Annotated in this window: 11 protein-coding genes; 8 read left to right on the forward strand and 3 right to left on the reverse strand. The window is 53.6% G+C overall.

The genetic code is table 11. The annotated features are described in order from the left end of the window. Positions 1-184: 184 nt before the first annotated feature. Complete coding sequence (locus PsAD5_RS20355) at positions 185-1,135, reverse strand: MBL fold metallo-hydrolase (protein WP_057461345.1); 951 nt, start codon at positions 1,133-1,135, stop codon at positions 185-187. A 14-nt stretch (positions 1,136-1,149) separates the two neighbouring features. After that, entirely contained in the window at positions 1,150-2,418 is a 1,269-nt protein-coding gene (gene fahA, locus PsAD5_RS20360; RefSeq protein ID WP_063293430.1) for a fumarylacetoacetase, read from the reverse strand. Between the two features lie 310 nt (positions 2,419-2,728). On the opposite strand from fahA, the gene PsAD5_RS20365 reads away from it, so the two are divergent. The 8 genes from PsAD5_RS20365 to PsAD5_RS20400 all read left to right on the forward strand — a co-directional run bounded on the left by PsAD5_RS20365 (position 2,729) and on the right by PsAD5_RS20400 (position 11,770). Then, the gene (locus tag PsAD5_RS20365; protein WP_208981803.1) at positions 2,729-3,229 is read left to right on the forward strand and encodes a MarR family winged helix-turn-helix transcriptional regulator; all 501 of its coding nucleotides are present in this window, start codon (positions 2,729-2,731) and stop codon (positions 3,227-3,229) included. Between the two features lie 89 nt (positions 3,230-3,318). Continuing rightward, positions 3,319-3,954, forward strand: a complete 636-nt coding sequence (gene maiA, locus PsAD5_RS20370) for a maleylacetoacetate isomerase (RefSeq protein ID WP_063293431.1) — start codon at positions 3,319-3,321, stop codon at positions 3,952-3,954. A gap of 413 nt (positions 3,955-4,367) precedes the next feature. After that, positions 4,368-5,945: an ABC transporter substrate-binding protein gene (locus tag PsAD5_RS20375; RefSeq protein WP_063293432.1), complete on the forward strand. Its 1,578-nt coding sequence runs from the start codon at positions 4,368-4,370 to the stop codon at positions 5,943-5,945. A 186-nt stretch (positions 5,946-6,131) separates the two neighbouring features. Continuing rightward, a complete protein-coding gene (locus PsAD5_RS20380; RefSeq protein WP_063287592.1) occupies positions 6,132-7,073 on the forward strand; it encodes an ABC transporter permease in 942 nt (313 codons plus the stop codon). Beyond that, the gene (locus PsAD5_RS20385) at positions 7,070-7,945 is read left to right on the forward strand and encodes an ABC transporter permease (protein ID WP_063293433.1); all 876 of its coding nucleotides are present in this window, start codon (positions 7,070-7,072) and stop codon (positions 7,943-7,945) included. Before PsAD5_RS20380 ends, PsAD5_RS20385 begins: the two co-directional genes overlap by 4 nt. Then, the gene (locus tag PsAD5_RS20390; RefSeq protein WP_063293434.1) at positions 7,945-8,940 is read left to right on the forward strand and encodes an ABC transporter ATP-binding protein; all 996 of its coding nucleotides are present in this window, start codon (positions 7,945-7,947) and stop codon (positions 8,938-8,940) included. The genes PsAD5_RS20385 and PsAD5_RS20390 overlap by 1 nt, the downstream gene beginning before the upstream one ends. Further along, positions 8,937-9,938 (forward strand): ABC transporter ATP-binding protein, encoded by a 1,002-nt coding sequence (locus PsAD5_RS20395; protein ID WP_063293435.1) that lies wholly within the window; start codon positions 8,937-8,939, stop codon positions 9,936-9,938. The genes PsAD5_RS20390 and PsAD5_RS20395 overlap by 4 nt, the downstream gene beginning before the upstream one ends. 26 nt (positions 9,939-9,964) lie before the next feature. Beyond that, entirely contained in the window at positions 9,965-11,770 is a 1,806-nt protein-coding gene (locus PsAD5_RS20400) for a M24B family metallopeptidase (protein ID WP_063293436.1), read from the forward strand. 78 nt (positions 11,771-11,848) lie between these two features. Here the strand turns inward: PsAD5_RS20400 and PsAD5_RS20405 are convergent, their stop codons facing one another. Next, positions 11,849-13,012 carry an iron-containing alcohol dehydrogenase gene (locus tag PsAD5_RS20405; protein ID WP_063293437.1) on the reverse strand — a complete coding sequence of 388 codons (1,164 nt, stop codon included), beginning with the start codon at positions 13,010-13,012 and terminating at the stop codon, positions 11,849-11,851. Positions 13,013-13,017 lie beyond the last annotated feature (5 nt).

Consider the following 13,017-nt stretch of genomic DNA (forward strand, 5'->3'; position numbering starts at 1 on the left):
GAGCCAGTATTTTCTATTTCTTGGACGCATTCGCTCTGTTGCGAGTGACCCAAATTCTGTAGTTTCCTGTCGTCTCTATTTAGGTCTTCCACCTCGAATTTGCTTGAGCTTTGCGGTCTTTATCCCTTGAAGGGGAAAAGGTGGTGAGGAGGATCTTGGACATCCTCACCTCGGCTCATTCATATTAACCCTGCAACGCTGCCCACATTTCCTGATCTCGTTCAGCGGTCCAGATGCGTGGGGTGTCGATGCCGCGAGCCTCATCAAAAGCGCGGGCGACGTTGAAAGGCAGACAATGCTCGTAGATTGCGTAGTCAGCGAATTTCGGATCGCATTCTGCGCGCACTGCGTCCCATGCTTCTTTCAGCGTGCCGCCTCGTACTGCCACGCGGGCGGCTGGTTTATAGGTGCTCTCAACAAAGTCGCGCGTGTTTTCAATGGCTTTGTTGACCATGTCCTGACCCACAAGCGCATCACCGCGACCCGGTGCAATTGCGTCTGGATTGTAGGCTTTGATTGCGTCGAGCGTGTTGCCCCAGTCCTTGAAGTGACCGTCGCCGCAGTAACAAGCAGAGTGGTACTCAACAATGTCACCAGTGAACATCACGCCTTCATCGGGAACCCATGCAACAATGTCGCCTGCAGTGTGGGCACGGCCCAGATGCATCAGCTCAACCTTACGGCTGCCCATGTTGATGGTCATGCGGTCTTTGAAGGTCATGGTTGGCCATGTGAGGCCCGGAATGGAGTCCGCTGCATCAAATAGGCGTGGGAAGCGTCCGAACTCGGAGTCCCAGTCTTCCTGACCGCGCTCGTAGATCATGCCCTCACACTTTTCAGAGGCAATGATTTCTGAAGCGCCGTAACCGGACGCACCCAGCACGCGCACAGCGTGGTAGTGAGACAAAGTCACGTATTTGATCGGCTTGTCAGTCACTTCACGGATTTTATCAACCACGAGCTGAGCCATGACAGGTGTTGCCTGCGCATCAACCACCATGACGCTGTCATCACCAATGATGACGCCGGTGTTTGGATCACCTTCAGCGGTGAACGCGTACAGATCGCGTCCAACTTCGGTGAAGGAGATCTTTTTGGCTTCCATGTCGCCACTGGATGCAAATGCTTTAGCCATCGTCACTATCCTAATTAAGCTTTGAAATCTGGAGCTGGCAGAATTTTGCCGGTACATTCGCCGAAGCCAATGCGGAAGCCATCGCCCTGCGCCCAGCCTGTCAGCGTCAGGGTGTCACCATCCTCGATGAACGTGCGGCTTTCACCGCTGTCCAGAGTGATTGGCTCTTTGCCACCCCATGTGAGTTCCATCAGGGAGCCAAACTCGGACTTTTCTGCACCGGAAATGGTGCCGGAGCCGAGCAGGTCACCCGTGTTCATTTTACAGCCGCCAATGGCATGGTGTGTCAGCTGCTGTGCCGCAGAGTAGTACATGCGGTTGTAGTTGGTGTGGCAGAGCAGTGTCGCTTTATCAGCGCCTTCCGGCTGCATGTAGGCCTGTAGTTCAATGTCGTAGATCATCGGACCCGGCTCATTGAGGTAAGGCAGAAGCTCTTTTTCGCGCTCTGGTGTGCTGGTGCGGAAAGATTCCAGTGCAGCCTTCGTCACAACCCATGGGCTGATGGAGGTTGCGAATGCTTTTGCCTGGAATGGGCCAAGCGGCTGGTATTCCCAGCCCTGAATGTCACGAGCTGACCAGTCGTTCAGCAGCACGTAACCGAAGATCATGTCATCGGCTTCCTGCACGGTGATCGGCTGACCCATAGTGCTTGGCGTGCCAACAACAGCACCCATTTCCAGCTCGATATCGAGGCGAGCGCAGGCTTTGAAAGATGGGACCTGAGCGGTTGGCGCTTTGGTCTGGCCCAATGGGCGCTTGATGTCTGTCCCGGATACAATGACCGTTGAGGCGCGGCCATTGTATCCGATTGGGATATGCAACCAGTTTGGTGGTAGTGCATTCTCAGCGCCGCGCAAGATGGTGCCAATGTTCATGGCATGCTGCTTGCCGGCGTAAAAGTCAGTGTATTCGGAAACTGCAAAGGGCAGGAACATCTGCGCCGCGCTCATAGGCACCAGCGCTTTCGCTTTCAGCGTTTCGTTGCCGGAAAGCGCGTCATTGCCATCTTTCGCAAACAGGGATGTCAGCTGTTCGCGAATGCTGTCCCAGGATGTTTTGCCAAGGCCCATGAAGTCATTCAGAGTTGGCTTATTGAAAACGGTAGTGGTGCCGCCCGCCTTGAGCAGGCCGGCAGATTCCAGCGCAGCCATGTCAACAACCATGTCACCGATAGCAACACCACACCGTGGCTCTTCTCCGTTTTTGGCAAACACGCCGTAGGGAAGATTTTGGATTGGGAAATGGCAGTGCGGTGCGTTCGCACTCTCGATCCAACTCGTCATAACACATCCTTGGCAATTGAAGATCACAGCAAAGTCCTCCCAGACTCAGGCAATCTGTAATTTATCTAATCTCAGAATAGTTTCACTTGTAACTTTGTCAATAACATTTTCCGCCAAAACAAATTCCCTAAGCGTAAGAATGCGCGCTAAAATGCTGTAAAATGGCTAAAAACAGCTGATTATCCTACTTTTGGATATATATCAGAGGCGCTGATCAAGCTCTTGACATATAGTTGCAATTGATACTATCAGGATGATTGTGCAAGTATGAGTGCGCAATAGTTTCATTTAAAACCAACGAGACATGATGATGGCGACTGCGAATAACACGATGGACAAGGAAGACTTCCAGCTTGGGTCGTTCTTTCCCTATAAGGTCCGTGTTTTTGGCACTGCCGTTAGTACTGCTGTCTCAAGTGTTTACCGGGAACGGTACGGCCTCAGCGTCTCTGAGTGGCGCACCATGGCAATTCTGGGTCGCAATCAGGCGCTGTCCGCCTCTGAGATTGTTGAGCGCTCCAGTATGGACAAGGTGAATGTCAGTCGCGCTGTGCAGGCGCTTCGTAAGAAAGAGTTCCTGCGCCGCGACATTGACGGAGAAGACCGCCGCAAGTCCGTTCTGCGCCTGACCGAAAAAGGCCTTGCCGTGTTCAACGATGTCATTCCGTTGGTCCGGGATGTGGAAGCTGCGCTGACTGGGAACCTTTCCGCAGAAGAACAGGCCGTTCTGCTGTCTTTGATGGAAAAGGTTCAGAAAAACGCAGAGGGACTCATTGGGGAAATGAGTGCCGAGGCTGCCGACGGGACCTAAAGCGTATCCCCCCGAAAGTTGGGAACCGACTCTCGGGGAAGGATACGCGTAAGATCATGAATTGAGCTCTGGGAGGGGGCGCCAATACAATGAGCAACATAAAATTATATGATTACTGGCGTTCTTCCGCGAGCTACCGGGTCCGCATCGCACTGAACCTGAAAGGGCTCTCCTTCGATATGGTCACGGTCAATCTGCTCAAAGGCGAGCAGAAGGCTGATGAGAACCTGAGCCGCAATCCGCAAGGCTTTGTGCCGTCGCTGGATCTGGACCGCGATATGCTGACCCAGTCGCTCGCCATCATCGAATATCTGGATGAGCTGCACCCATCCCCTGCCCTGTTGCCATCCACCGCCCGCGAACGGGCCCGCGTCCGTGCGCTGTCTCATGCAATCGCGATGGATATTCACCCGGTTTGTAATCTGGGTGTGGTTCAGCGCATCGTGGAGCTGGCTGGCGGAGACGATCAGGTCAAAATTGACTGGATGCGTGAGTTCATCGCCAAAGGCCTCGATGCTTTTGAGCAGATGCTGGCAGATGGGCAGAGCGGTAAGTTCTGTCATGGGGATCAGGTGGGACTGGCTGATATCTGCCTTGTGCCGCAAGTTTACAATGCGGATCGCTGGGGCGTAGACCGCTCTCACCTCACGCGCATCAGTGCTATTTTTGAGCAAACAGAGCAGATTGAAGCCTTTCAAAAGGCTGCACCAAAACAGGTTGCGTGAGGGAAAATATCCCTCAGTTTAATGAATGAGCTTCATTTTTAACGCGGTGTTGGAAAAATATTCCTGCGCCGCGTTTTCGCGTTTGAAGAGCATCATTCCAGAATACATCAATAGTTTGGCTCCGAGATTGTTAGAATACCTCCAAGCTTCCTAGGAGGAATGGGCGCAAGTTTCTCTCAGTGAAACTGCAATTTTAGCAATATTTCACTTCTAAACTATCTCCCCGCATGGATTTGTTGTCATGAAAATTCTTCTTTACTGAGTTTTGCCTCTTGCCAATAGAGATATATCAGAGATAATACTGATATATCACCGGTGGCTAATGGAATTTTTGGGAGAGGCCACCACCTGCACGCCACCATGCATCATAAAATAATAAGCAGGTCCGGCGTGTATCAATTGAGGGGACTATCATGAAGACTTTGTTGATTGCCGCGCTTGCAGGCGTGTCGATGCTCGCCATCAATTCGGCTCAGGCCGTGGAACGTGGTGGCACGCTCACCTTCGCCCGCTATGATGATTCCAATCTGGTTGATCCAGTCTATGCAGACCGGAACCCGGATATCTGGATGGTCACAAACCTCTATGATACCCTGCTCCGCACCAAGGCAGATGGCAAAACCATCGTTCCGGGTCTGGCGTCCGGTTATGAGGTTTCCGCAGATGGTAAAACCATCTCCATCACCCTGCGCGACGGCATCAAGTTTTCCGATGGTTCTGCAATTACGCCAGCTGATGTAAAGTTCTCGCTGGAGCGCGCCACCAACCCTGATTTCGGTCCATGGTCCGGCCTTTTGGGCTCTGTTGAAAGCATCACCGAGACCAAGAATGGTGTCACGCTTTCCATGAAGAACCCTGACCCTACCATCATCTCCATTTTGGCAACTTTCAACACCGCGATCGTGTCCAAGGCCGCGTTTGACGCTGCGCCAGGGGCAAACGATCAGGAAAAGGCAACTGCTCTTTTCGCTCCGGGTACGCCTGTTTCCGGCCCGTTTACGCTGAAAGATCGTAGCCGCGGCAGCACCATGACATTCTCCGCAAACCCGCATTACTGGCGTCAGGGCGAAGACGGCAAACCACTGCCGTATCTGGATGAGGTCAGCTTCGTCGTGATTCCGGATGATGCAACCCGTATCCTGAAACTGCAGGCTGGTGAAGTGAACGGTGCTGAGTACGTTCCATTCTCTCGTGTGGCTGAGCTGAAGGCAGACCCTGCGATCAACATGGAGCTGCATCCATCCACCCGCATCATTTACAGCCCGATCAACTCTCGCGAGACCCGGGCAGATGGCTCTCCAAATCCGATGGCAACCAAAGAGGCGCGTCAGGCGCTGAACTATGCCATCAACAAAGACGCGCTGGTTCAGTTGATCACACACGGCACTGGCAAGTCCATGACATCCCCGTTAATGGCATCGACAACCCAGCTGGCACATGATGGCGGTCCGCTTTACCCATATGACGTTGCCAAGGCGAAAGAACTTGCTGCTGCATCAGGTCTTGAAGGGGCTGAAATCACGCTGACCACACTTGCAGGTTCTTCTGATGATGCAACTCTGTTTGCAGCCATCCAGCAGATGTGGGGCGCCATTGGCGTCAACGTGAAAGTGGAGCAGGTTGATAACCCGACCCGCGGCGCGAAGAACCGCTCCGGCGAGTTCGACATTCACACCTATGGCTGGGTGAATGATGTGAACGATCCGGCACAGGTTGCAGGCTGGCTGGGCTATTACCCAACCCGCAAAGCAGTTGGAACTGGCTGGAACAATGCGGAGTTCAACTCCCTTTTTGAGGCCTCCAACACTGAGATCGACCCTGAAAAACGCAGTGAGCAGTATAAGCGCATGCAGGAAATCTATGCAGATGCGGCCCCGCTTCTGTTCCTCTATGAAACACCATTTGCTGTTGCTCTGTCTGCCAACGTGAACGGTTATCTCCAGACACCGTTGGGGAACAATGAGTTCTCCTCGGCGTGGATTGCAAAATAACTCCTCCTCTGAGTGCGCCCGGTCTGCATCAACAGGCAAGCCGGGTGTGAAGTAAACAGAGCGGGTGGTCTGATCAGAAAACGGCAGGACCAGACCGTCTGCTCTATGCAATCCGGAAAGCCGAAGCGTCAATCCCATTATCTGTCGCTTCGGCTCTCAATGCTCACGCCCTATTAGGACTCAGGAATGTCGTCACTTTCCTATCTGGTGTCACGGCTGCTGCAGATCATTCCGACCTTTCTTCTTGTGATGGTCGTTATCTTTCTGCTGGTACGTATGCTGCCAGGGGATCCGGCCATCGCCATGGCCGATGCCAAAGCCACCGAAGCTCAGCTGGAACTCATCCGCCAAAAACTCGGGTTAAATGAACCACTGGTCATGCAGTTCTTTTATTTTGTCAGGAACACTTTGAGTGGAGATATGGGCACATCCATTCTTCTCAAAGCGCCAGTACTGGAAGTCATCATTGAACGCATTCCAGTCACCGCGTTCCTCACGCTCTATGCCGTTTGTCTTTCCATTCTCATTGCAGGCCCATTGGCCTTTGTCGCCGCGCTGAACAAAAACCGTGGGCTCGACATTGCCATTCGCAGTGGTTTTCAGGTTGGCTTGTCGACCCCTGTGTTTTACATCGGCCTGCTGCTGCTCACCTTCCTCGCCGCCTCCTTGCGACTGTTTCCGGTTGGCGGTTACGGCACGACGTTTTTGCAGCACTTGCACCACTTGATGTTGCCCGCGTTGACGGTTGCGCTTTACACCTCCGCCATCATCATGCGGAATTTGCGGTCTGCCGTGATTGAGGTGCTGGATGCAGACTATGTGCAGTTCGCCCGCTCCAAAGGGTTATCCCGAAGCGTTATTCTGGGTCGTCATGTCCTGCGCAATGCGCTCATTTCCACCGTTACACTGCTCGGCCTTTCCATCGGCAATTTGATGAGCGGAACGCTGGTGACGGAGACGGTGTTCGCGGTTCCCGGTCTTGGCCGGTTGATGCTGGAGGCGATCTTTGCCCGTGATTACCCGCTGATACAGGGCCTCACCCTTACCTTCGCTGTTATGGTTTCTCTCGTGTTTCTGTTCACCGATATGGTGCAGGCATGGCTCGATCCGAGGTTACGCCTGTCATGACCCAGCTCGATACACTCCAAGCCACCACGCCGCAGAAGAAAAAGCTCCACCCACGGGTCAAAGCTCTGCTCCGCCCAGGGTTCTTGTTGGGCTTCTTCATCCTGTCCTCTTCCATCCTGCTTGCCGTATTCCCATGGGCGTTCGCACCGTATGATCCCAATGCTTTTGACTTCAATGCGATCCAGAAGTCACCAAGCTGGGCGCATCCGTTTGGCACAGACAATCTGGGCCGTGACACGCTTTCCCGCGTGATCTGGGCGTATCAGGTTGATATGCAAATCGCGTTTTTTGCCACCTTCTTTGCAATGGTGATTGGCGTTGTGGTCGGATCGCTGGTTGCCTATCACGGCGGCATTGCCGATGTGCTCTTTGGCCGCTTGGTGGATGTGACCATCACCTTCCCGTTTCTGGTGCTGGTCATTGCAGTTGTTGCGGTTTTAGGACCGGGGCTGACCAACATGTACGTGGCGGTGACGCTGGTGCAGTGGGTCTATTACGCCCGCCTCACCCGCGCTGAGATTATGACGCAGATGACCAGCGATTACGCCTCTGCCGGACGGGTAATGGGCTACTCCTCTGGCCGCATCATCTTTCGCCATTTGCTGCCCAACGCCATGACACCGCTCATCACCTACTGGATGACCGACATGGCTCTCGCCATCCTGCTCGGGTCCTCCCTTGGCTACCTCGGACTTGGTGCGCAGCCACCGCAGGCAGAATGGGGCGTACTGATCGCAGAAGGCCGCAACTTCATCACCACCGCCTGGTGGATGAGCCTGATGCCAGGTGTCGCGATTGTGTTGACAGGGCTTGGATTCTCTCTTGTAGGCGACAGCCTTGCCGATGTTCTCAGACCACGGGGGGCATCCTGATGACCAACCAAAACGAGAGCCTGCTACAGGTTCGAGACCTCACAACCACCTTTCACAGCAAGGGCCGCGCGTTGCGCGCTGTTGATGGCATCTCCTTTGACGTGCGCGCTGGTGAAGTGCTTGGTCTGGTGGGCGAAAGTGGCTCTGGTAAATCCATCAGTCTGCGCTCCATCATCGGCCTTGCCCGCGACTATGGCACGGTGGAAGGCAATGTCTACTGGAAGGGAGCGGATCTGCTCACCCGCACAGACAAGCAATTACAGTCTGTTCGTGGCAGCCAGATCTCCATGATCTTTCAGGAGCCAATGACCTCGCTCAACCCGCTGCTCACCGTGGGCTTGCAGATTGAGGAGAACCTGAAAGCCCACACGGATCTGGATCGCCGCGCCCGCAAAGCCCGCGCTATTGAACTGCTGGATACTGTTGGTATTCCCAGCGCCTTGTCCCGCCTCAAGGATTTCCCGCACCAGTTCTCCGGCGGCATGCGCCAACGGGTGATGATCGCCATTGCACTGGCGTCCAATCCGGAATTGTTGCTGGCGGATGAACCTACCACAGCGCTGGACGTGACCATTCAGGATCAGATTTTGCAGCTGCTGTTGTCGCTGGCCAAAAACCTCAATATGGCGATTGTGCTGGTGACACATGATCTGGGTGTGGTCGCGCAAACCTGTGATCGCGTGGCGGTGATGTATGCTGGTCGCTTGGTAGAGACTGGTTCCGTTCGGGACGTGTTAAAACGACCTCAGCACCCTTACACGCTCGGCCTTTTGAAGTCGGTACCGGAAAACATTCCACCCCGCACACCACTCTACTCTGTTCCCGGCACACCACCGGCGCTGGATGCCCTACCGAAAGGATGCGCCTTTGCGCCGCGCTGCCACAAAGCGGAGGATGTGTGTCTTGGTAGCAAACCACCTCTCTCCCAGTTGGGAGATGGAATTTCATCTGCCTGCCATTTCACTGCAGACATTCGTGGGGAGGCGTTGGCATGACCTATGAAGCTCCGGTTTTGGAAGTTGAGGGCCTGCATTTACACTTTCCGCTCAAAAGAACCCTCTTCGACGCAATTCAACGCAAAGAAAAACGCATAGTCAAAGCACTCAATGGGGTAAGTCTTGAGGTGAAACGGGGTGAAACCCTTGGCATTGTTGGCGAATCCGGCTGCGGAAAGTCCACTTTAGCCCGTTGTCTGGCCCGTCTTTATGAGGCTGACAAAGGCACCATCCGCTATGACGGGCAAGAGGTTGCTGCCAAAGATGCCGGTGCATTGCGGGAGTATAACCGCAAGGTCCAGATGATGTTTCAGGACCCTTACTCCTCCCTCAATCCCCGCATGACAGTCCGGCAAGTGCTGACAGAGGCGCTGCGTGTTCATAACATGCGGCCTCTTGAACAGATCAATGACCGCATTGCCGAGCTGCTTGATTTGGTGCGCCTGCCGCAAGATGCTGCGGATAAATTGCCCCATGAGTTTTCTGGCGGGCAACGCCAACGCATTGCTATTGCACGGGCTTTGTCGGTTGAGCCAGAGGTGCTGGTTGCGGACGAACTGGTGTCGGCGCTGGATGTTTCGGTTCAGGCACAGGTGGTGAACTTGCTGCTGGAACTGCAGGACAAACTGGATCTGACTATTCTGTTTGTGGCGCATGACCTCAGACTTGTCCGCCATGTCTCCCACAGGGTCGCGGTGATTTATTTGGGCACAATTGTTGAGATCGGCGATTCAGAACAGCTCTTTAACACCCCCAAACACCCCTACTCCAAGGCTCTTCTGGCAGCAGCCCCTTCTCTTGATCCGGACAAACGCCATACTCGCCCGTCAATCTCCGGCGAACTGCCCAGCCCGCTCAACGTACCAAAGGGTTGCGCATTCCATGCAAGATGTCCCCATGCATCAGGGCGATGCCAAAGTGAAACTCCCCGATTGAGGGCATTAGACGAGCTGGGTAATGTGGCTTGTCATCATGCCGAAGCTCTTTTATCAGCATAAAACCCCATCACACGATCGAGCAAAAAATGTTGGAAAATCAGAAATTTGAAAGAACCACAGATCGCTTGAGCCTCATACGAGACGAGCTGAAGCGCAACGGACTGGATGCAGTTATCATCCCGCGTTTTGATGAGCATCAGGGGGAATACTGCGCCCCGCATGACGAGCGTCTGGCATGGGCAACTGGCTTCACTGGCTCCGCAGGTCTGGCGATTGTCACGGTAGATCAAGCGGTTATGTTTGTTGATGGCCGCTACACCGTTCAGGTGCGCAACCAATGCAGCAGTGAGTTCTTCTCCTACCAGCATATCTTTGATGAACCACTGGAAAACTGGATTTCTGCCAATATGAAGGCAGGCCAGCAAATCGGCGTCGATCCGATGCTTATCCCCTCCGCATGGTGGGATCGCTTCGCTGGTGGCGCAGACGAAGCAGGCGCTACATTACTGGCAACAGCCAGCAATATCGTCGATGCAGTCTGGTCTGATCAACCAGACAAACCACTCTCACCCATCACACCGTACTCCCTTGAAAAAGCTGGGAAAACCAGCCTGGAGAAACGCGCTGAGATTGCAGCGCAAATGAAGCACAAAGGTGCAAAGGTGCTGGTTGAAACCCAGCCCGACAACATCGCCTGGCTTCTCAATGTTCGCGGTGATGACGTCGAGTTCAACCCCATCCCACACTCTTTCCTGCTCCTGAAAGATGACGGCTCCGCTAGCTGGTTCGTAGATTCTCGTAAGCTTTCCAACAGCTTAGATGAGTATGAGCTTGAAAATGTAGAGACCGCAGACCCTATGAACTTCATCGGTTCACTGGAAAGAATGACCGGAAAAGGAACACAGGTTCTGATCGACCCGATGTTCTCCCCCGTCGCAACCCGTCTTGCTGTTCAGGCTGCTGGTGGCGTTCCAGTCATGGAACAAGGCGCAATCACGCTCACCAAGGCTGAGAAGAATGAGAATGAACTCAAAGGGTTACGCGACTGCCATGTGCGTGACGGTATTGCGTGGACTGAGTTTTCTGCGTGGTTGAAGCGGGAGGTGCCGCATAGAGCCAAGGTAGGCGATCCGGTGTACGAGCTGGAAGCGGAAGAGCGCATTCTGACAGAACGCAAACGCCAGAAAGATTTTGTTTATCCAAGCTTTAGAAGCATTTCAGCAGCTGCTGGCAACGCCGCAATGTGCCATTATGCAGCCACGGATACCTCAAATACTGCGATCCTTCCTGAACACACATATCTGCTGGATTCCGGCGGCCAGTATCAGGATGGCACCACCGACGCAACACGCACCTTTGCGTTCTCGGAAACATCGGAAGAGTTTAAAGCTGCCTACACCGCTGTTTTCAAAGGCTTTGTAGCGCTGGCTTCACTGCGTTTCCCGAAAGGCACACAAGGCCACCACATCGACGGGTTTGCCCGCAGGCCGCTTTGGGATCTGGGGCTCGATTATGATCACGGTACCGGTCATGGGATCGGGCACTTCCTTTCCGTTCACGAACAGCCGCAACGCATCGGTAAGCCTTACAATCCGGTGGACCTCGTTGCTGGCATGGTAATGTCCATTGAACCGGGATATTACGTTGCAAATCAATACGGTATCCGGATTGAGAACCTTTTTGAGATCGTAGAGGAAGACGATGGTTTCCTCGTTTTCAAGAACCTTTCGTACATCCCCATTGAACCGCAGATGCTCAACATGGTTGATCTCACCCGAGCTGAAATCAAATGGCTTGGCGACTACAATGCTGATTTGAAACGGGTTCTTGGCCCGGAACTGAGCCCGGATGCCTATGACTACCTGATAAGTTGCTGTGAGTTGCCGGAGTAATCACAGTTGATGCGATAAGAAAAAGCCCCGCAAAGCCAGAAGCTCTGCGGGGCTAATTATTTGTAGTTTAATGAGAAATCAGGCCGATACCTGCTCTCCAATAGCCTCAATGAGTAAAGCTTTTGCAGCTTCCAGCGTAAACTCAACCGGGTTGCCGCCAGCACTTGGATCCTTCACCGCTTCTTCTGCAAGCACATCAATCTTGTCAGTACCTATACCAAGTTCGGCCAGAGTATTCGGAACGCCCATATCCGAGCGCATCTTCATCACGAAAGCGAAGAAACCGTCGAAACCACCGGGAATATCAAGGTAAGCAGCGAGCTTCTCAATACGCTCTTCAATCGCACCTCGGTTGAACTTCAGCACCGTTGGCATGATCACAGCATTGGTCAGACCGTGATGGGTGTTGTAAACCGCACCTACCGGATGTGCCAGCGCGTGAATACCGCCAAGGCCTTTCTGGAAAGCCACTGCCCCCATAGCTGCTGCACTCATCATGTGGCCGCGAGCTTCGATATCATTTGGATTTTCAAAGACTTTCGGCAGGTTCTCCTTAACAAGACGCATGCCTTCCAGCGCGATGCCCTGAGACATCGGGTGGTAATGAGGAGAGCTGTAGGCTTCGAGACAGTGCACGAATGCATCAATGCCAGTTCCAACTGTGATCATCGTCGGCATGCCAACTGTCAGCTCAGGATCACAAATTACCACGCTTGGCAGGATCTTCGGATGGAAGATGATCTTCTTTACGTGGCTCTCAGAATTGGTGATAACGCTTGCACGGCCAACTTCAGATCCGGTACCTGCTGTGGTTGGAACTGCGATATTCGGATAAATCGCATCCGCATCAGCCTGCGTCCACCAATCGCCAATGTCTTCAAAGTCCCAGACCGGACGGGTTTGACCTGCCATGAACGCAATCAGCTTGCCAAGATCGAGGCCTGAGCCTCCACCGAATGCAATCACACCGTCATGACCACCTGCGTTGAAGGCTGCAACACCTGCTTCCAGATTGATCTCAGTTGGGTTTGGATCAACCTCACAGAACATGGCGCGGCCAAGACCAGCCTCTTCCATCACATCCAAAGTGCTGGCAGTGACTGGCAGGTTTGCAAGGCCTTTGTCGGTGACAAGCAGCGGCTTTTTTATACCAGCAGCTGCACAAGCATCGGCCAGTTCCTTAATGCGCCCGGCACCAAAGCGGATGGCGGTCGGGTAGCTCCAGTTTGCTGTCAGAGTCATTTTTC

It is taken from the genome of Pseudovibrio sp. Ad5, assembly GCF_001623095.1.
Taxonomy (GTDB): Bacteria; Pseudomonadota; Alphaproteobacteria; order Rhizobiales; family Stappiaceae; genus Pseudovibrio.